Origin of the sequence: Streptomyces sp. NBC_00223 (genome assembly GCF_036199905.1) — a bacterium.
Taxonomy (GTDB): Bacteria; Actinomycetota; Actinomycetes; order Streptomycetales; family Streptomycetaceae; genus Actinacidiphila.
Window position 1 is genome coordinate 5,987,932 of the sequence record NZ_CP108109.1, and the last position, 17,930, is coordinate 6,005,861.

The 17,930-nt window shown below is 71.6% G+C and carries 20 protein-coding genes; 11 read left to right on the forward strand and 9 right to left on the reverse strand.

Going from position 1 to position 17,930, the window contains the following annotated elements; all coding sequences use genetic code 11:
• The first annotated feature begins 38 nt into the window (after positions 1-38).
• Positions 39-992, forward strand: coding sequence for a methylmalonyl Co-A mutase-associated GTPase MeaB (gene meaB, locus OHA30_RS25570; RefSeq protein ID WP_328916220.1), 954 nt, complete (start codon positions 39-41; stop codon positions 990-992).
• A gap of 215 nt (positions 993-1,207) precedes the next feature.
• Here meaB and murJ read toward each other — a convergent pair whose 3' ends face one another.
• The gene (gene murJ, locus OHA30_RS25575) at positions 1,208-2,827 is read right to left on the reverse strand and encodes a murein biosynthesis integral membrane protein MurJ (protein WP_328916221.1); all 1,620 of its coding nucleotides are present in this window, start codon (positions 2,825-2,827) and stop codon (positions 1,208-1,210) included.
• A 187-nt stretch (positions 2,828-3,014) separates the two neighbouring features.
• Between murJ and OHA30_RS25580 the strand changes: the two genes are divergently transcribed.
• On the forward strand, positions 3,015-4,217 hold the full coding sequence (locus OHA30_RS25580) for a lipid II:glycine glycyltransferase FemX (RefSeq protein ID WP_328917993.1): 1,203 nt from the start codon (positions 3,015-3,017) through the stop codon (positions 4,215-4,217).
• A gap of 129 nt (positions 4,218-4,346) precedes the next feature.
• On the opposite strand, the gene OHA30_RS25585 is transcribed toward OHA30_RS25580, so the two are convergent.
• The 5 genes from OHA30_RS25585 to OHA30_RS25605 form a co-directional block, all read right to left on the reverse strand.
• The gene (locus OHA30_RS25585) at positions 4,347-4,829 is read right to left on the reverse strand and encodes a MarR family winged helix-turn-helix transcriptional regulator (RefSeq protein ID WP_328916222.1); all 483 of its coding nucleotides are present in this window, start codon (positions 4,827-4,829) and stop codon (positions 4,347-4,349) included.
• A 97-nt stretch (positions 4,830-4,926) separates the two neighbouring features.
• Positions 4,927-5,667 (reverse strand): AIM24 family protein, encoded by a 741-nt coding sequence (locus OHA30_RS25590; protein ID WP_328917994.1) that lies wholly within the window; start codon positions 5,665-5,667, stop codon positions 4,927-4,929.
• Between the two features lie 29 nt (positions 5,668-5,696).
• Positions 5,697-6,347, reverse strand: coding sequence for an AIM24 family protein (locus OHA30_RS25595; protein ID WP_328916223.1), 651 nt, complete (start codon positions 6,345-6,347; stop codon positions 5,697-5,699).
• Positions 6,348-6,986 (reverse strand): AIM24 family protein, encoded by a 639-nt coding sequence (locus OHA30_RS25600; protein WP_328916224.1) that lies wholly within the window; start codon positions 6,984-6,986, stop codon positions 6,348-6,350.
• Positions 6,986-7,792: a DUF2127 domain-containing protein gene (locus tag OHA30_RS25605; protein ID WP_328916225.1), complete on the reverse strand. Its 807-nt coding sequence runs from the start codon at positions 7,790-7,792 to the stop codon at positions 6,986-6,988. Before OHA30_RS25605 ends, OHA30_RS25600 begins: the two co-directional genes overlap by 1 nt.
• A 270-nt stretch (positions 7,793-8,062) precedes the next feature.
• Between OHA30_RS25605 and OHA30_RS25610 the strand changes: the two genes are divergently transcribed.
• Both OHA30_RS25610 and OHA30_RS25615 read left to right on the forward strand, forming a co-directional pair.
• Complete coding sequence (locus OHA30_RS25610; protein WP_328916226.1) at positions 8,063-8,410, forward strand: DUF3817 domain-containing protein; 348 nt, start codon at positions 8,063-8,065, stop codon at positions 8,408-8,410.
• A complete protein-coding gene (locus OHA30_RS25615) occupies positions 8,407-8,700 on the forward strand; it encodes an MTH1187 family thiamine-binding protein (protein WP_328916227.1) in 294 nt (97 codons plus the stop codon). Before OHA30_RS25610 ends, OHA30_RS25615 begins: the two co-directional genes overlap by 4 nt.
• Positions 8,701-8,836: 136 nt before the next feature.
• Here OHA30_RS25615 and OHA30_RS25620 read toward each other — a convergent pair whose 3' ends face one another.
• Positions 8,837-9,823, reverse strand: coding sequence for an ArsR/SmtB family transcription factor (locus OHA30_RS25620; protein WP_328916228.1), 987 nt, complete (start codon positions 9,821-9,823; stop codon positions 8,837-8,839).
• A 214-nt stretch (positions 9,824-10,037) separates the two neighbouring features.
• On the opposite strand from OHA30_RS25620, the gene OHA30_RS25625 reads away from it, so the two are divergent.
• Positions 10,038-11,204, forward strand: a complete 1,167-nt coding sequence (locus OHA30_RS25625; protein WP_405785265.1) for an MFS transporter — start codon at positions 10,038-10,040, stop codon at positions 11,202-11,204.
• 81 nt (positions 11,205-11,285) lie between these two features.
• A complete protein-coding gene (locus OHA30_RS25630) occupies positions 11,286-11,918 on the forward strand; it encodes a hypothetical protein (protein ID WP_328916230.1) in 633 nt (210 codons plus the stop codon).
• Positions 11,919-12,357: 439 nt separating this feature from the next.
• Here OHA30_RS25630 and OHA30_RS25635 read toward each other — a convergent pair whose 3' ends face one another.
• Both OHA30_RS25635 and OHA30_RS25640 read right to left on the reverse strand, forming a co-directional pair.
• On the reverse strand, positions 12,358-12,714 hold the full coding sequence (locus OHA30_RS25635) for a hypothetical protein (protein WP_328916231.1): 357 nt from the start codon (positions 12,712-12,714) through the stop codon (positions 12,358-12,360).
• Positions 12,711-13,172 carry a prevent-host-death family protein gene (locus OHA30_RS25640; protein ID WP_328916232.1) on the reverse strand — a complete coding sequence of 154 codons (462 nt, stop codon included), beginning with the start codon at positions 13,170-13,172 and terminating at the stop codon, positions 12,711-12,713. The genes OHA30_RS25635 and OHA30_RS25640 overlap by 4 nt, the downstream gene beginning before the upstream one ends.
• A 414-nt stretch (positions 13,173-13,586) precedes the next feature.
• Between OHA30_RS25640 and OHA30_RS25645 the strand changes: the two genes are divergently transcribed.
• From OHA30_RS25645 to OHA30_RS25665, 5 genes are all read left to right on the forward strand, one after another.
• The gene (locus OHA30_RS25645) at positions 13,587-14,159 is read left to right on the forward strand and encodes a SigE family RNA polymerase sigma factor (protein WP_328916233.1); all 573 of its coding nucleotides are present in this window, start codon (positions 13,587-13,589) and stop codon (positions 14,157-14,159) included.
• Complete coding sequence (locus OHA30_RS25650; RefSeq protein WP_328916234.1) at positions 14,152-15,093, forward strand: hypothetical protein; 942 nt, start codon at positions 14,152-14,154, stop codon at positions 15,091-15,093. Before OHA30_RS25645 ends, OHA30_RS25650 begins: the two co-directional genes overlap by 8 nt.
• Positions 15,094-15,109: 16 nt before the next feature.
• Complete coding sequence (locus OHA30_RS25655; protein WP_328916235.1) at positions 15,110-16,369, forward strand: L,D-transpeptidase; 1,260 nt, start codon at positions 15,110-15,112, stop codon at positions 16,367-16,369.
• A 70-nt stretch (positions 16,370-16,439) separates the two neighbouring features.
• Positions 16,440-16,949: a MarR family winged helix-turn-helix transcriptional regulator gene (locus OHA30_RS25660; RefSeq protein WP_328916236.1), complete on the forward strand. Its 510-nt coding sequence runs from the start codon at positions 16,440-16,442 to the stop codon at positions 16,947-16,949.
• Between the two features lie 507 nt (positions 16,950-17,456).
• Entirely contained in the window at positions 17,457-17,798 is a 342-nt protein-coding gene (locus tag OHA30_RS25665) for a DUF3817 domain-containing protein (RefSeq protein WP_328916237.1), read from the forward strand.
• The last annotated feature ends 132 nt before the right edge of the window (positions 17,799-17,930 follow it).

A 17,930-nucleotide genomic window follows, 5' to 3' on the forward strand; every position in this document is an offset into this window, starting at 1 on the left:
AGCCACATACATGCGAGCCACAAAAAGAGGGAGCAACGATGGACGTCCCGGCCCTGGTCGCGCAGGCGCGGGAGGGCCGGCCGCGTGCCGTGGCCCGGCTGATCTCGCTGGTGGAGGGGGCGTCCCCCCAGCTGCGCGAGGTGATGGCCACGCTCGCGCCGCTGACCGGCGGGGCATACGTGGTCGGGCTCACCGGCTCGCCCGGCGTCGGCAAGTCCACGTCCACCTCGGCGCTGGTCACCGCGTACCGCAAGGCCGGCCGGCGGGTGGGGGTGCTCGCGGTCGACCCGTCCTCGCCGTTCTCCGGGGGCGCGCTGCTCGGCGACCGGGTCCGGATGTCCGAGCACGCCTCCGACCCCGGCGTCTACATCCGCTCGATGGCCACCCGAGGCCACCTCGGCGGCCTCGCGTGGGCCGCTCCCCAGGCGATCCGGGTGCTGGACGCCGCCGGGTGCGACGTCATCCTGGTCGAGACGGTCGGGGTCGGCCAGTCCGAGGTGGAGATCGCCGCGCAGGCCGACACCTCGGTGGTGCTGCTCGCGCCCGGCATGGGCGACGGCATCCAGGCGGCGAAGGCCGGCATCCTCGAAATCGGCGACGTCTACGTCGTCAACAAGGCGGACCGGGACGGCGCGGACTCGACGGCCCGCGAGCTGAACCACATGCTCGGCCTGGGCGAGTCCCGGGCGCCGGGGGACTGGCGGCCGCCGATCGTCAAGACGGTGGCGTCGCGGGGCGAGGGGATCGACGAGGTCGTCGAGGCGCTGGAGAAGCACCGGGCGTGGATGGAGGAGAACGGGGTGCTCATGCTGCGGCGTGAGCGGCGGGCGGCGGGGGAGATCGAGAATATCGCGCTGACCGCGTTGCGAGCGCGGCTCGGCGATCTGCCCGGCGATCAACGGCTGTCCGCTCTCGCGGCAGCCGTCGTGGGGGGCCGCCTTGACCCTTACGCGGCAGCGGACGAGCTCGTCGCGGGCCTGACCGCCGGGTAGCCCTCAATCGCCGGGCGGGCTTGGCCTCAAACGCCGGCCGGGCTCTCTGCGCTCAAACGCCGCGCGGGCTGATCCTGCCCTCAATCGCCGGGCGGGCTCGGGTGAAGCGAGCGTTCCGGCGGGCTCGCGCTGCCCTCAATCGCCGGGCGGGCTTTCTGCGCTCAAACGCCGCGCGGGCTTGGGTTGGGTGACGCTCGCGCGGGCTGATGGGGTGCTCAGGCGTGGGGGCGGGGGCGCAGGGGGAGGTGGAGGGGTTTGGCCAGGGCCAGGGCCGGGAGGGCGAGGGCGGCGGCGCCCAGGAGCAGGCCGGCCAGGTCGCCCGCCAGGGTGGGGCCCAGGTGGGACGCGCAGGCGCGGGCTGTGACCCAGGCGAGGGCCGCGCCCGGCAGGAAGGCCACGGCCAGCCGGACATGATGGCCCAGGACCCGCGGCCGCCACGCGAGCCGCCGCCGTAGCAGAGCCGTCGTGCAGACCAGCCCGACCGTGCACGCCACCGCGTACCCCGCCGCCATCCCCGTGACCGCCCAGCGGGCCGGCAGGAGTACGTAACTGGCCGCCGCCAGGCCCGCGTTGACCGCCGCGATGACGACGTTCAGAAAGAACGGCGTCCGCGTGTCGCCGAGCGCGTAGAAGCCGCGGGCCAGCAGGTACTGGCCCGCGAACGCCGGCAGCCCCAGCGCGAACGCGGTCAGCATCCACGCGATCGCCCGTGCGTCCGCCTCCGTCGTCGCGCCGTGCTGGAAGACCACCCCGGCGATCTGCGGCCCGAGAGCCAGGAACGCCAGCACCGCGGGCACGATCGCCGTCCCCGACACCTTCAGACCGCGCGAGAGGTCCGCCCCGATCGACGCGTGGTCGCCGTCCGCCGCCGCCCGGCTCATCCGCGGCAGCAGCGCGGTGACCAGCGAGACGGTGACGATGCCCTGTGGCACCACCCACAGGCTGTACGCGTTGCTGTAGGCCGCGTAGCCGACGCCCGCGTGGTGCCCGGCGGCGAGCGCGTGCTGCCCGGCGGACGTGGACAGCCGGGTGACCACCCAGTACGCGAGCTGGTTGACCAGCACCAGCATCAGCGTCCACACCGCCGCCCGCATCGGCGCGGCCAGCCCCCACCCGCGCCAGTCGAACCGCGGCTGCCAGCGGAAGCCCGCGGCCCGCAGTGAGGGCAGCAGGGCCAGCGCCTGTACGGCGATCCCGGCGGTGCTGCCGAGCCCCAGCAGCATCGCGTCCCGCCGGTCGACACCGCCGTGCGCGAGCCCCAGATAGAGCCCGAACACCCCGATCACCACAACGTTGTTGAGCACCGGCGTCCACATCATCGCGCCGAACCGGTCCCGGGCGCCCAGCACTTGGCCGAGCAGTGTGAAGAGCCCGTAGAAGAGGATCTGCGGCAGGCAGTAACGGGCCAGCGCCACCGTCAGATCGCGCTGCGCCCCCGTGAAGTCCGGGGCGTACGCGCCCACCAGCAGCGGCGCCGCGAGTACGGCCAGCGCGGTGATCACCAGCAGCGCGACCCCGCACAGGGTCAGCAGCCGGTCCGTGTACGCCCGCCCGCCGTCGGAGTGTTCCTTGGCCGCGCGGACGAGTTCGGGGATGAAGACGGACTGGAGGGCGCCGCCGATCATCAGCGCGTAGATGATGTTCGGCACGGTGTTGGCCACTCCGAAGGCGTCGCCGTACGCGGCTGTGCCGACCGCCGCGGTGATCACGGAGAGCCGGATGAACCCGGTGGCCCGCGAGACCAGCGAACCGGCCACCATCACCCCGCCGCTGCGCCGCAGCGAGGGCTGCCGGGCGTGCGCCCGCCGCCCCTTGAGGTCCGCTGCTGAACTCACCCGTCGTACTCCCCACGTCGCCCTGCCCGATCGTCGCAGACGCGCAAGTCTGCACCGGCGGCCGAGGCGGGTGGTAGTCGGCGGGCGTGTCGGAAAGGTCTCTGTCACCTGGGGGCCCGCACAGGCGTGAGACGGGTCAGCGGGCCGCGGCGGTCCGCTCCGCAGCGCGGAGGACGACGCCTTGACGATGACCACGCACCAGCGTTCCGAACGGACCATGGACGACGGCATGTCCGGCGCCCTGCGGCTGCGCCCGATCCCGGCCGAGACGCACGCGGCCTTCCTGCGCGGCGCGGGGGCGGCTGGGGGCCGGGGTGCCGGCACGGTGAGCTTTCTGCAGAACCCCGCCTGGGCCCGGGTGAAGACCGGCTGGCAGGCGGAGAGTCTGGGCTGGACCGACGCGCGGGAGCGGCTGGTGGGCACCGCGCTGGTGCTGTACCGCCAACTGCCGGGCGTACGACGCTCGTTCGCGTACCTCCCGGAGGGCCCGTGCCTGGACTGGTCCGACCCTCGGCTCGCCCGCTGGCTCGACCCGCTCCTCGACCATCTGCGCGCCACGGGCGCCTTCGCGGTACGGATGGGGCCGCCGCTGGCGTATCGGCGGTGGACGGCACCCACGCTCAAGGGCGCGGTCGGGCCGGGGCGGCGGATCGGCGACGTACTGCCCGATCTGGTGGAACCGCTCGGCGCGTCGGTCGCGGACCGGCTGCGGGAGGCGGGCTGGCGGCGCTGCGGCGAGGACGGGCAGGGCGGTGACGCGCAGCCGCGGCTGGTGTTCGAGATACCGATGGCCGGCCGCGGTCTGGACGACCTGTGGACCGGCCTGAACCAGGAGTGGCGCCGCAACATCAAGAAGGCCGCGAAGTCCGGGGTAAGGACCGGGGTGGAGGGCCCGGAGGCGCTGCCCGCCTTCCACGAGCTGCTGCGGATCACCGAGCGGCGCGACGGCTTCGACCTCGGCCGCGGACTCGACTACTACCAGCGGCAGTACGCGGCGCTCAACGCCGAACTGCCCGGCCGTATGCGGCTGTACACCGCGTGGCACGACGGGGAGATGCTCGCCGCGCACACGATGCTCACAGGGCCGGACGGCGGGCGCGTCTGGTACCAGACCGGCGCGTCCGCCGATCACCGGCGGGAGGTGCGGCCGAGCAACGCGTTGCAGTGGCGGATGCTGTGCGACGCCCATGCGATGGGCGTCGGGGTGTACGACATGAGGGGGGTGCCGGACGCGTTGGATCCCGAGGTGCGGGGGCACGGGTTGGTGCGGTGGAAGCTCGGGACCGGGGGTGAGGTGGTGGAGACGCTGGGGGAGTGGGAGTTGGGGTTGCAGGGGGCGGTGAACAAGGCGTTGCACCGGGGGATGAACGCGTATCTCCTGCATCGCTGAACGTCGGGCCGTGCCCGGCGCCCCCTGCCCTCAATCGCCGGCCGGGCTTGGCCTCAAGCGCCGGCCGGGCTGATCCTGCCCTCAAACGCCGGGCGGGCTTGGTTGGTTGACGTCGCCCGGCGGGGCGGGTCAGCGGGTGCGGGCGGCGCGGAGGTGGGTGGCTACCGGGGCCAGGGCCTCGCGGTAGGCGACCAGGGACTCCGACGGGATCAGGTCGATGAAGTGCGCGCGCACCGACGCGACATGGCGGGGCGCGACCTTGCGCATCGTCTCCCAGCCCAGCTCGGTCAGCACGGCGTACAGCCCGCGGCGGTCGGACTCGCAGTTCTCCCGGCGGACCATTCCCGCCGTCTCCATCCGGGTGACCTGGTGGGACAGCCGGCTCTTGGACTGGAGCGTGGACTTCGCCAGGTCGCTCATCCGCATCCGGCGGTCCTCCGCCTCGGAGAGGTTGACCAGGATCTCGTAGTCGTTGTTGGTCAGCCCGAAGGGCTGGAGGTCGCGCTCCAGTTGGTACATCAGCAGTCGGCTGACATCGAGGTGGATACGCCAGGCCCGCTGCTCGTCTTCGCTGAGCCAGGTGGTGACTGCGTCCGCGGTCTCGGTCTCCATACGGTCAATCCTACCGGCGGTTGAACCGTGGATGATCGCCAGGGTAGCCGCGCGGTCACACGGGGTGCCCTTCCGTCGCCTCCGAGGCCACGCCCGTCTACGTACCCGCCCCCGGTACCCCGGGACCCGCCTGCCCCGGCACTCCCCCGGTGGCCAGTTCTCCCATCAGCGTCTCGGTGGACTGGAGCAGCACCTGTCCCGCCCCCACGAACTCGAACTGGTGCTCCTCGCCCGAGGCCCCGCCGATGCCCGTGAGCGCCCGGATGCCGCCGAGTACCCCGCGCATGTAGCCGTGGTCGTAGTGGTGGCACGGCGACGGGCAGTCCGCCCAGCCGACCAGTGCCTGCGGGTCCACCCGGATGGGCGGCTCCACGAAGTGCACGGCGCCGTTGGACGCGGCCACGAAGGTGCCCGTGCCGATCAGCGTGAGGAACCCCGGGACGATCGACTGCTTGAGGGCCAGCCCGGGCTGGAAGGCCAGCAGGTTGCCCGAGCGGATGGTGAGATTGCCGTTCTCCAGGTCGTACGAGTTGATGTCGTACGACCGGTCGGCGAGCAGCATCTTGCCGCGGCCCTGGGCGACCACCCAGTCGGCCGCGTGCAGCGGGGAGTGGAAGTTCGCCGCGACCAGCCGGTCCAGCGGGCCGTGGCCGATCGCGAGGAAGTCGACCTGCCCGTAGTAGGCGATCATCTTCCCCTTCTGCAGGAACCACTGCCCGTCGAGGTCCACGCTGAACGCGTAGGCGTTGACGTTGTCGTTGGACGGCAGGGTGTGGGCGTCGTGGATCACCGGCCCGCCGTGCGCGGACGGCTGCCCCGGCGGTACGGACGGCGGCACCGGGGGCAGGGGCGGTGGGGGCGGATACGTCACAGCTTCTCCTCCGACGCCTGCACATAGACCATGCCCTGTCCCGACAGCTCCAGCTGGAAGGCCTCGCCCGAGCCGCGGCCGACCATCTCGCGCCAGCCGAGCGCGGTGGTCAGCTTGTTGCGTACGTCGCCGCGGTGGGCGACATACGCCTGCGGGTCGACATGGACCGGACGCTGCGGGGTGATCGGCAGCTCGACGACGCCGCCGTGGGCCATCACCGCGACCGAGCCCTTGCCCTGGAGGGTGGTGGTGAACAGGCCCTGCCCGGTGACCTGACCGCGTATCACGCCCATCACCCCGCCCTGCGAGCCCATGAACATCGTGCCCTGCCGCAGCGAGCCGTCGAAGGCCAGCAGCCGGTCGGCCTCGACGTAGAGCGTCTCGCCGGTGAGGTCCACGGTGTGGATGTGGTGGCCGCCGTGGCCGAACATCACCGAGCCGTTGCCCTCGACGGTCATCAGCGGGGTCGCCTCGTTGGCCACCCGGCGGCCGATCATCGACATCACCCCGCCCTGCCCGCCGGTGATGCTGGGGGTGAACGACACCTCGCCGCGGTAGGCGAGCATCGCGCCGCGCTGACTGAACAGCCGCTGGCCGGGCACGACCGGCGCCTCGACCATCTTGGAGTTGATCCTGGTGAACGGCATCTAGAGCTGTCCCCCGATCGTGTCGCGCTCGCTGGGCTGCACGTAGACCAGGCCCTCCCCCTCGAAGCGGATCTGGAAGCTCTCGCCCGAGCCCTCGCCGATCAGCGTCCGCCAGCCCAGCGCGGACTGGAGCTGCTGGCGCAGACTGCCGGTGTGCGCCACATACGCGCCCGGATCGACGATCAGCGGGGTCGCGGCGGTCACCCGCAGGACGATCGCCGGTCCGGCGGACATGATCGCGGCCTGCCCGACCCCCTCGACGGTCGTGGTGAACAGCCCGTTGCCCTGCGAGGCGCCGCGCAGCCCGGTGAAGGTGGTGCCGGTACGCAGGCCGGGCTCGGTGACCAGCAGATTGCTCGCCTCGACATACAGCTTCTCGCCGGCCAGCCGGACCAGGTTGATCTCGGTGGCGCGGTCGGCGAAGTAGCAGGTGCCGCGGCCCTTGACCTCCATGACGGCCATCGACTCGCCGGTGATCCGGCGGGTGACCAGGCCGCGCAGACCCTCGCCGCCGCCGGTCATCTTCTTGAAGGTCATCTCACCGTCGTAGGCGACCATCGCGCCGTTCTTCGCCTTGACGGCGTCGCCGTCGAGGTCGACGGCCAGGACGCGGCTGCCGTGCAGCCGGAAGTTCGCCATCAGACGCTGTCCGCCGTCGGGCGCCGGCGTACCGGCAGCGGGTCGGGCACCTCACCGGCCGCCTCCTCGACTTCGAGCAGCGACTCGCCGCGCCGCTCGGCCTCGAACGCCTCCACCCCGCCGCGCAGCCCGAACAGCCGCTTGGCGAGCAGGATGTAGAGCACGGCCAGGACATTGAGGGCCAGCGTGGCGATCTTGAACGAGCTGGTCTTCTCCGTGAGTTCGTAGACCTCGATCGGCAGGAAGGCGGCGGTCGCGACCACCGTCAGATACTCCGCCCAGCGCTTGCCCCACCACAGGCCGAAGCCCTCGACGATCTCGATCAGCGCGTAGACCACCAGTCCGCCGGCCACCAGGCGCAGGGTGGACTGCTTGTAGTCGAAGGTCTTGCGGATCGTGTCGACGACCGGCGAGTGGTCGAGGTCGTAGTGGAAGTGGTCGGCGACCGGCTTGAAGGCGGTCAGGTCCTTCTCGAAGAGCTGGTGGACCGCGTCCTGCGAGTTGCTGAACTTCCACACCGCCCAGGCGGCCAGCACGATCAGCAGCCCGCGCAGCACCCGCTCGACCGCCAGGAAGCGCAGGATGAACAGGTCACGCAGCGCCTTGCCGCGCGGCACCAGCGGGGCCTGGTCGGCCGGGCCGCTGCCGTGCGGCTCGCCGAGGACGAAGTCACCGCAGCGCAGACAGCGCCAGACCGTGCCGACCGGCGTCTGCGCGTGCAGCTTCGCGCGCAGACGGAGCTCGGTGGGCGCGTAGGTGATGTGGCCCCTGCGGGAGCAGTGTCTGCGGTCCCAGTCGATGCTCATCGGTGTCGGTCCCCGTCTGTGTGGGTCGGTGGCGGGTGGGGCGGCGCTGTCCGCGTCCGGGCCGGCGGGCGGTCACCGGCGGCGGGTGCGGGACAACGTGGTCCGTGAGAGGGGACGTTATCGCCCCGGCGCGCGGTTGCCGACCCCCCGGAGCGTGGGAGCCGACCCCCCCGGGGCGGGACGCGGGCCCAGGTCCGGTGATAATGGTCGGGAGTCTTGTGATCGCGTTCACAAGACCCGCACCGCCCGACCGCCGACAGTGAGGTTCCCGTGGACCTGAAGACCGCTTCCGCCCTGCGCAGGCTGCGCCTGGTGTCCGCCCCCGAGGCGGTGTCGTTCCTGCTGCTGGGGGTCTGCTCGGTGCTCAAGCGCACCACGGACTTCAACGCGGTCCCCACCATGGGCATGATCCACGGTGTGCTCTTCATCATCTACGTGGTGCTGTGGGCGCTCGCCTGGTACCGGGTCCGCTGGACGCTGGGCCGGTCCGCGCTGTACTTCGTGCTCTCGGTCCTGCCCACCGGCGGCTTCTTCGCCGAGCGGATGCTGCACCGCGAGTGCCAGGAGAGCGTCGACGCCGCCCGCCGGGCGCAGACCGAGGCGGTGACCCCCGCGTGATCGTCGCCTTCTCCGTGACCCCGCTCGGCGTCGGCGAGGAGGTCGGGGAGTACGTCGCGGACGCGGTGCGCGTCGTGCGCGAGTCCGGCCTGCCCAACCGTACGGACGCGATGTTCACCTCCGTCGAGGGCGAGTGGGACGAGGTGATGGACGTCGTACGGCGGGCCGTCGCCGCGGTCGAGGAGCGGGCCCCGCGGGTCTCGCTGGTGCTCAAGGCCGACATCCGGCCGGGCGTCACGGACGGACTCACCTCGAAGGTGGAGACCGTCGAGCGCTTTCTCGCCGAGTAACGGGATTCCGCCGCCGGACAGCGCTTTTCGGACGTTTTACGGCCGATGACCGGACGTTTCACCTCATGTCTCCGGGCGACCGCGCGGTGACGTACCGTGTCCGTATCCGATCGTCCGTACGGCGGCTGCTGTCCGGTCACAGCAGGCCGCCGGTCGCCACCGCGATGCCCAGCGGGGTGCGCTCGTACAGCACCTGGTGGCCGTAGCGGCGGGAGCGGAGCAGTCCCGCGTCGCGCAGCACCGACAGATGCGCGGAGACCGACGACATCGCCATCGCGTGCCGGTGGGAGAGCGCCGTCGTGGTGGTGGGGGAGTCCAGGGCGGTGAGGATGGCCGCGCGGTTGGCGCCCAGCAGCCGGATCAGCGCGGTGGAGGCGGCCGGTCCGCTCTCCGCCCACAACCCGCCTATCCCGCGCGCCGGATAGACCACGGTGGGCTGCCACGGCGGGTCGAAGGCGCTGCCCGCCTCCGGCCAGAAGAACACACTCGGCACCAGGATCAGCCCCTGGCCTGCGGGTTCGGGCAGCTGATTGGCGTGCCCGGTCGCCGTCAGCGCGCCGTCGGACCAACTCAGCTTCGGATGCAGCCCGGTGAACAACCGCTGCATGCCGCCGTCCGCCAACCGCCGTGCGTGGTAGGCCACATCGGCCTCCAGGACGGCCCGCAGCCGCGGCCAGTGCGGGGCCAGCAGCGCCGACCACACATGCTCGTACAGGCCCGCCAACTGCCGTACGGCGCCCTCCGGGTCGGCCAGCATGCCGGTGCCCCTGCGGGTGGCGTCCGCGCCCGGCGTCTGCGCCAGGGCCGCCGCGATCTGACCGCGGGCCACCTCCGGCGGGGTGGCCCGGATCGCGGCCAGCTCGTCCTCAAGGGCCGCCAGGGGGGCGTCGGGCAGCGGGTGCAGGAAGTCCGGGCCGTTTCCGTTCTCCGGAGAGAGCAGCCACAGGGACGCGAGATCGAGCCCGGCCGCGGCGGTACGCACCTGACGCAGCCACGGCAGGTGGTATCCGTGCCGGTCAGGACGGGACAGGGTACGGATGGCGCCCTGGATCTCCCGCAGCGGAGAGATCGCGAAGCGGCACCGGAGCAGGTCCTCAGCCGCAAACCGCATGCGAAACGACATCACGCCCCCCAAGATTCGGCTTCGCCCGAAAGACTACGACGGGTGGGGCCTGTGCCACCAGTGTGATGCCATGACAACGGACAGCGAGCACCCTCCACGTGGTGGTCACCCTCCTTCGCCGGCCGGAACAGACAACGCTCCCACCACCCCCGGGAGCGACGGAAGTACCCACGCGGGATACGGCGCGGTGTTCGCGGTCCGGGAGTTCCGGCCCATGTTCGCCGCCCACGTCCTGTCCATGCTCGGCACGGTTCTCGCCCAAGTAGCTCTGGCCGTCCTGGTGTTCCGGGAAACCCACTCCCCGGTGCTGACCGCACTGGTCTTCGCCCTGACCGTCCTGCCGTACGCCGTCAGCGGCGCCCTGCTGTCCGGCATCGCCGACCGCTACCCCCCACGCCGGGTGCTGGTCTGCTGCGACCTCTTCTCCGCCGCGTGCGTGGCCGTGATGGCGGTGCCGGGAACACCGATCGCCGTTCTGCTCGCGCTACGCGTGTCCGTCTCGATGGTCTCGCCGCTTTTCACCGGGACCCGGGGGGCCAGCCTGGCCGACATCCTCCAGGGCGACCGCTATGTGCTGGGGCGTTCACTGATCCGGATCGTCTCGCAGAGCTCACAGATCGTGGGCTTCGGCGTCGGCGGCCTGGTGCTGGTGTGGATGTCGCCGCGGGCGGCGCTGTGCGTGACCGTCGTCACGTTCCTCAGCTCCGCCCTGCTGCTGCGGACCGGGACGCGTGAGCGGCCCGCCCGCGGCGCCGGGGCCGAGGGCACGGTGATGGGCCACTCGCTGGCCTCCGCGGGGCAGTTGCTCGCGCACCCGCGGATCCGGGCGCTGCTGCTGATGTGGTGGGTGCCGCCGACGTTCTTCGCGATGGCGGAGGGGGTGGGCGCGCCCTTCGCGGACGCGGCGGGGGCCGGCTCCGCCGGGTTCGGCATCTTCCTGGCCGCGATGCCGGTGGGGACGGTGGTCGGCGAGGTGCTGGCCGGTACGCTGCTCGGCCCGGTGACCCGCGACCGGATCGCGCTGCCGCTGGCCGGGGTCTCACTGCTGCCGATGGCGGCGTTCGTCCTGCATCCGCCGCTGCCCTGGGCGATCGTGCTGCTGGTGCTCACCGGCCTGTGCGCGGCCTACGCCCTGGGGATGGACCGCTGGTTCGTCGAGGAGGTGCCCGAGGAGATGCGGGGGCGGGCGATGTCCCTGCTGGGAGCGGGGATCATGCTGCTCCAGGGCATCGGCCTGACGATCGGCGGCGCGGTGGCGGAGTGGGCCCCGCCGTACACGGTCATCTGCGGCGGGGGTGTGCTCGGTACGGTCGCGGTCGCCGCGGTCGTCCGCTCCGTCCACCGCACCCGCGTCCCCGTCGACCCCCTTCCGGCAGCTTAGGCGTCCTGACCTGCGGGACGCCCCCATCGGGCCTCGGAGAACACCCTCTTGTGGACCCGGTCGGCTGGGTAAACTGCCGCCATGGGGCTCATGGACGATCTGAACAAGGCTCAGGCGGCTGCTCACTCCGCGGAATCCGATATCCGCAACCAAGTCGAGGCGACCTTTGAGGTCGCCTCGCGGGTCTGGAGCGATTTCCTCGTCTACTGCCGGGATTTTGCCACACTGGCGCCACGGAAGGGGATTTCGCCGAAAACCGGAAAGGAAGTGGTGGGCCGGGGGCGCGACAAGTCGCCCACGGGCCGGGGGTATCTGGACTCGTTCATCTCTCATCCCGGCGGGTGGATCATCAACCGGGCTCCAGGAGCGACCCCGATGTTCTATATCACCACCGAGGGAGAGCTGTACGTCGAGGGGCGGCGAGGGGAGAAATCCGGATTCCTCCCCTCGCGTAAAATCGTCACTTACACTTTCGTTCCGTGCCCCGCTTTCCCGGCGGCGCCGCCGAATTTCTCCGACAGGCCCACGGATTCCACGGTCTCGGGCTGGATGCCGTGGAGATTCGAGTTCACGAGCAGGGCTCCCATGGGTTGTTCGGATGTGGTGAAGGCCGACATCGAGCAACTCGGCGGCTGTGTGGTCCTGGACACGCCGTGGGAAAAGAGTTTCGCCAAGGACCACGTCCTCAACGTGCTGTCACCTCAGCGCCACTGAACGCGAATGGGTGTGCAGGTCGCGGTGTTCGCGGTGTGAGCCGACCACGTCGGGCCCGGTTGTACGTCAACCGATTCCGAGCCCGCCCGACGTCAACCCCTCAAGCCCGCCCGGCGCTTGAGGGCGGGGGCGTGAGCGCGGGTGGCGCGTTGGCCGATTCTGAGTCCGCCCGGCGCCTGAGGCAGGCCGGGCAGTTGCGCGAGGAGTCGGAGGCGATCGCCGCCCAACTGGTCCATCGCGCCATACGTTCGGCGAGGCCGTCCACGGCGGGATCGGGCCCGCCGTCGGCCAAGTCCTGGCTGCATGCCAAACCCGATGTGAGTGCGCTTCGCACCGTCCCCGACGGGCATGTCCCATGTCGGCGGCGCACGCTCTGTCCTGGGCGCCGAACCTGCCCACCGGGTCGGGAGCTGTTGGCGCCTGTACGGTGCGACGTGGGTCAGCTGTCGGTGTCCTTGGGGTGCCGTGTGGAGGCGTAGACGAGGTGCACGGTACGGCGAGGGAGGTCGACGAGGTAGCGGACGCGGCCGCCGGCGGTGACCTCGTACTCCCACTGGGGGTATTCCGTGCCGCCAAGGGTGGCGGAGGCCAGGCGTCCGCGGAGCCTGTGCTGACGGTCGGGGTCGTTCGTGGAGACCGGGTCGGCGCGCAGCGCCTCGTAGCAGCGCCGGGTGTTACCCGGGGCTTCGGTGCACAGGTCGCCCCAGCCTTTGGCTGCGTCGTTCGTGGCGAATCGGAGGCGCCATTCGTTGCCGATCGGCGGCGGCGGGACGTCGTCGCCGCGTTTGGGGCTCATGGAGCAGGTACCTCGCCGTGGTCCTCGTCCGGGAGCGGGGAGGTCAGCTGCGCCGTCAGGTCGGGATCGGCGAGGATCCTGGCGGTGGCGCGCCATTCGACGATGACTCGGTGCAGATTGGTGTGCACATCCAGTTCTGCGGCGTCGTGGGTTGCGTTCACGAGGTCGACGACGAACTCGCGCACTTCCTCTGTCGACAGGTGCCGGGTCCACGGGAAGACCGCGGGCAGGGCGAGCAGAATCGCGCGGGCGCCTTCGTCGCTGCTGATCAGGGCTGAGAACAGCCGGGCGGTGACATCGGCGGTCTCCTCGCGTTGACGATCATGGCGCTCAGTGGTGAGGTACAGATCTTCGCCGTCGCGACGCGTGACGTGAACGCGCTGGGCGCGTTCGACGGTGTCGGCAACCCGCTTGGAGTTCTTCGACAGGTCGGAGAACGAAACGGTGAGAGTGGACATGGGTCCAGCCTGCTTCGGAACACATTCCGAAGTCAAGGAAGAGGTGGCGCCGTACCTCTTGCGGCCGAGCGAACCGTGTCGATGAGTGTCAGTGGCCGCCGTGATGACGGGCGCGGCGGAGATTCTGGTGTCTGCCTGGTCGCGGTGCGAGCCGACCACGTCGGGCCCGGTTGTACGTCAACCGATTCCGAGCCCGCCCGACGTCAACCCATCGAGCCCGCCCGGCGCTTGAGGGCAGAGGACACCCGCCCGGCGTCTGAGGGCAGAACCAGCCCGGCCGGCGCTTGAGGCCAAAGCCCGGCCGGCGGCTGGGGGCAGGGGAGGACCGGCCACCGATGTCAGGAAGAAAGTCGGCCGGGAGCTGTCACGATGAGGGTCGCCCGCGCGTGTAAGCAAGCGGGAGGGACGAACCACATGACCCAACAGCGCGCCCCGGGCCCCGCCCGGACCGCGGACTTCGACCAGTTCTACACGGCGACAGCCAAACGCATGGTCGCCGTCGTCTACGCCGTCACCGGCGACCTGGCCGAAGCCGAGGACGCCGTGCAGGAGGCGTACGCCCGCGCGTGGCAGCGCTGGGCGAAGCTCACCGACGAGGGCGACCCCACACCCTGGGTGCGTACGGTCGCGCTGCGCCTCGCCGTGAGCACCTGGCGCAAGGCACGCAACCGCGTGCGCGCCCAGTTCCGGCACGGTCCCCTCCCCGACGCGCCCGCACTGGCCCCGGACCGGGTCGCGCTCGTCGAGGCCCTGCGCTCGCTCGGCACCGACCAGCGCACGGCCGTCGTGATGCACCACCTGCTCGACCTCCCGGTGGACGAGATCGCCCGCGTGACCGGTGTGTCGAGCGCCGCCGTCCGCACCCGGCTCAGCCGTGGCCGCAAGGCGCTCGCCGCCCGCCTCAAGGAGGAACCCGGCGCGGACGACCCCGAACACCCCGCCCGTTCCAGGCACCTACGCACCGAGGAGGTGCCCCTTCATGGCTGACCAGTCCGGCCCGACGAACCCGGTCGGACCCGACCCGATCGACGACCGGCTGCGTGAACTCGCCCGTGACACCGAGCCGCTGGTCGTCCTGGCCGGAGCGGCGGCGGCCCGCCGACACGGCGAGCGGCGGCGCGCCCGGCGCAGGACCGGTGCCGTCTCCCTCGTGGCCGCCCTCGCGCTGGCCGTCGGCTGCTGGCAGTTCCTCCCCGGGCTCCGTACCGGCGCCGACCCCACCGTGCCCGCCGCGTCCACCCCCGCCTCCCCGTCCCCCGCCGCGCTGACCACCGTCCTGGACGCCGAACTCCTCCCGCCCGAGGCCCTCCCGCTCTACCCGAAGTGGAGATGGGAGGAGGTCCCGGTCGCGGCGGAGGGCAAGTACCCGCGGACCTGCCCGATAGCCCCAGGACCCCAGACGGTACGGGCGTCGGTGGAACGCACCTACGCCGAGAGCGCCTATGGGCTCGTCGCCCACTACCGGCTGTACGCCCTGACCGGCGAGGCCGCCACCCAGGAGGCCGCCTCCCGGGTGGCGGCCCAGGCGAAGGCCAAGTGCGGCCCGGTGGTGGCGGGACCGGACAGCATCGCGTCGGCCGGCCCCGGCCGTGACCGCGACCCCGGGTCGGTCTCCGTGTGGATCGCGTGGCGCGGCGCGTATCTCGCCGTGTTCGACCTCCGCGCGACCGGCGACGGCGACATGGGCAAGGCCGGGTTCTCCGGTGCGGGCGACGAGCCTGCCAAGTGCATTGCCAGGTCGCTCAGCCGGCTGGCACCCGACGCCGTGGACAGTCCCGTTCCCACCGGTCCGGTCGGTAAGGGGAGCGCTGTCACCGGAGGCGAGGTGCCGCCCGCCGGGGCGTACAGGCCGGACGTCGGCGGCACCGGCACCGGCATCGACTCCTTCCCCGACTCCACCACGCTCACCCCGCACTGCTGACAAGGACCGTGATCCCGTGTACCGCATACGTTTCACCCGACCGCGGGCCCTCACCGTGCCCGCCGTGCTGCTGGCCGTGGCACTCGGCGCCACCGCTTGCGGCGGCCACGACAGCGACGCCGGCGGCGGTTCCTCCGGCGGCAAGGACGGCGCCGGCCCGGCGTCCACCACCGCCGCCCCCGCGCGGGTCACCGTCACGCCCGCCGCGGACACCGCGAACGTCCTGCCGGGCACCCCGGTGAAGGTCACCGTCTCGGGCGGCACGCTCGGCACGGTCACCGTCACCCCGGACGGCAAGGCCAACGACGGCGTCCAGCCGGTCGAGGTCACCGGCGCCCTCGACCCGGCCAAGCACACCTGGACCTCCGACCGCACGATGACGCCCGGCACCTCGTACACCGTCAAGGTCACCGCCGCCGACCCGGCGGGCCGGGCGACCGGGACCACCAGTACGTTCACCACGGCCGCCGCCGCCAAGGTCAACGGCGTCACACCGACCCCGCTCAACCACGACGTGGTCGGCGTCGGGCTGCCGGTCTCGCTCGCCTTCGACCGGCCCGTGGTCGACAAGGCGGCCGTGGAGAAGGCGCTCACCGTCACCACCACCCCGGCCGTGCACGGAAGTTGGGGCTGGCTGACCGATCCGCTGACCGGCGTCCAGCGGGTGGACTGGCGGCCGGACACGTACTGGCAGCCCGGGACCAAGGTCACACTGACCGCGAAGCTCAGCGGCATCGACACCGGCGACCACCGCTATCTGCGCCGCGACATCAACGACACCTTCTCCATCGGCACCGCCCGGATCTCCTACGTCGACCTCAAGGCCCACACCATGCGGGTCACCGAGAACGGGAAGACGGTCAAGAACTTCAAGATCTCCGGGGGCCGGTCCGACTATCCGACCTGGAACGGCAAGATGGTGGTGATGACCAAGCAGTCCGTGGTCCGGATGACCTCGGCCTCGGTCGGCATCGCCACTTCCGAGGACTCCTCCGACTTCTACGACGAGGACGTCAAGGAAGCGGTGCGGATCACCTCTTCGGGCACTTTTGTGCACGCCGCGCCCTGGAACGACGCGCTGATGGGCGTCCAGAACGCCAGCCACGGGTGCGTCGGAATGAGCATGGCGGACGCCACGTGGTTCTTCGACAGGGCGACCCGCGGCGACCTGGTGATCACCACGGGCTCCACCCGGGCCACCGTCGACAAGGGCAATGGGTACGGCGAGTGGAATCTGTCGCTCGACCAGTGGCACGCGCTCAGCGCGCTGGCCTGACGGACCGATCGTCACGACCAGATGATGGACGCCTGGTCCCGGTATGTGACCGGCGGGTAGGCTCGGGGACGTGTCAAAGCCCCTGAGCCTGCCCTTCGACCCCATCGCCCGCGCCGACGAGCTGTGGACGCAGCACTGGGGCGGGGTGCCCTCGATGGCCGCGATCACCTCGATCATGCGCGCCCAGCAGATCCTGCTCGGCCAGGTCGACGCGGTTGTCAGGCCGTACGGGCTGACCTTCGCGCGGTACGAGGCACTGGTGCTGCTCACCTTCTCCAAGGCCGGTGAGCTGCCGATGTCCAAGATCGGTGAGCGGCTGATGGTCCACCCGACGTCGGTGACCAACACGGTCGACCGGCTGGTCGGCTCCGGCCTGGTCGCCAAGCGCCCCAACCCCAACGACGGCCGCGGCACGCTGGCCTCGATCACCGACAAGGGCCGCGAGATCGTCGAGGCCGCCACCCGCGACCTGGTCGCGATGGACTTCGGCCTGAGCGCGTACGACGACGAGGAGTGCGGCGAGATCTTCGCGCTGCTGCGTCCGCTGCGGATAGCTGCGGGGGATTTCGCGGAGGACTGACGCCCGAGCTGCCGCAGTGGCCGGCCGATGGGTTCTGTTGCCTGAGGGTGGGCACGGGGGAGGCTGTCCGCGGAGGCAGCGAGCAGGAAGGCCGAAAGAGGGTGCGGAGGACTGACGCCCGAACTGCCGCAGTGGCCGGCCGGGGGCTGCTCCTGTCCGTTGGGCTCGGCGGAGGCTGTCCGCGGAGGCAGCGAGCAGGAAGGCCGAAAGAGGGTGCGGAGGACTGACGCCCGAGCTGCCGCAGTGGCCGGCCGATGGGTCCTGTTGCCTGAGGGTGGGCACGGGGGAGGCTGTCCGCGGAGGCAGTGAGCAGGAAGGCCGAAAGAGGGTGCGGAGGACTGACGCCCGAGCTGCCGCAGTGGCCGGCCGGGGGCTGCTCCTGTCCGTGGGGCTCGGCGGAGGCTGTCCGCGGAGGCAGCGAGCAGGAAGGCCGACAGATGCAAGGGGCCGAGTAGGGTCCACGCCCCGGGGGAAAGGGGGCGCGGGTGGGCGGCTACGCTCGGGTGCATGAAATCCAGCGTGCTGACCCGCTACCGGGTGATGGCCTACGTGACGGGCGTGCTGCTGATCGCGCTCACCCTCGGCGTCATCGCCAAGTACGTGCTCGACATCAACGGCGCGGGCCCCTTCACCAGCGTCGTCGGCTTCGCCCACGGCTGGCTCTACGTCGTCTACCTCGTCATGGCCTTCGACCTGTGCTCCAAGGCGAAGTGGCCGATCGGCCGGATGGCGTGGGTCCTGTTGGCCGGCACTGTGCCGACCGCCGCCTTCTTCGTCGAGCGCCGCGTCACCCGCGAGCTGGCGCCGCTCGTCGTTCACGCGGGCGACCCCGAGCCCGTCAAGGCGTAGCCGCCGCCCCGCCCGAAACGCCCGCGGAGCCGCGCGGCGCCGGGCGGGGCACCCGTGTGTCCGGGATGCGTGCCCGGCCCTCTGATCGGCCGTGCACCCGGCCGCCCGTACGACCGTATGACCGGTTCGCCG

What these genes read in the sequence shown, in the direction of transcription:
- OHA30_RS25665 (WP_328916237.1), top strand. Translation starts at nt 17,457, where the DNA reads ATGAAATCCAGCGTGCTGACCCGCTACCGGGTGATGGCCTACGTGACG.
- OHA30_RS25640 (WP_328916232.1), bottom strand. Translation starts at nt 13,172, where the DNA reads ATGTCCACTCTCACCGTTTCGTTCTCCGACCTGTCGAAGAACTCCAAG.
- OHA30_RS25630 (WP_328916230.1), top strand. Translation starts at nt 11,286, where the DNA reads ATGGGGCTCATGGACGATCTGAACAAGGCTCAGGCGGCTGCTCACTCC.
- OHA30_RS25595 (WP_328916223.1), bottom strand. Translation starts at nt 6,347, where the DNA reads ATGCCGTTCACCAGGATCAACTCCAAGATGGTCGAGGCGCCGGTCGTG.
- OHA30_RS25585 (WP_328916222.1), bottom strand. Translation starts at nt 4,829, where the DNA reads ATGGAGACCGAGACCGCGGACGCAGTCACCACCTGGCTCAGCGAAGAC.
- meaB (WP_328916220.1), top strand. Translation starts at nt 39, where the DNA reads ATGGACGTCCCGGCCCTGGTCGCGCAGGCGCGGGAGGGCCGGCCGCGT.
- OHA30_RS25625 (WP_405785265.1), top strand. Translation starts at nt 10,038, where the DNA reads ATGTTCGCCGCCCACGTCCTGTCCATGCTCGGCACGGTTCTCGCCCAA.
- OHA30_RS25635 (WP_328916231.1), bottom strand. Translation starts at nt 12,714, where the DNA reads ATGAGCCCCAAACGCGGCGACGACGTCCCGCCGCCGCCGATCGGCAAC.
- OHA30_RS25600 (WP_328916224.1), bottom strand. Translation starts at nt 6,986, where the DNA reads ATGGCGAACTTCCGGCTGCACGGCAGCCGCGTCCTGGCCGTCGACCTC.
- OHA30_RS25580 (WP_328917993.1), top strand. Translation starts at nt 3,015, where the DNA reads ATGACCACGCACCAGCGTTCCGAACGGACCATGGACGACGGCATGTCC.
- OHA30_RS25620 (WP_328916228.1), bottom strand. Translation starts at nt 9,823, where the DNA reads ATGTCGTTTCGCATGCGGTTTGCGGCTGAGGACCTGCTCCGGTGCCGC.
- OHA30_RS25650 (WP_328916234.1), top strand. Translation starts at nt 14,152, where the DNA reads ATGGCTGACCAGTCCGGCCCGACGAACCCGGTCGGACCCGACCCGATC.
- OHA30_RS25645 (WP_328916233.1), top strand. Translation starts at nt 13,587, where the DNA reads ATGACCCAACAGCGCGCCCCGGGCCCCGCCCGGACCGCGGACTTCGAC.
- OHA30_RS25605 (WP_328916225.1), bottom strand. Translation starts at nt 7,792, where the DNA reads ATGAGCATCGACTGGGACCGCAGACACTGCTCCCGCAGGGGCCACATC.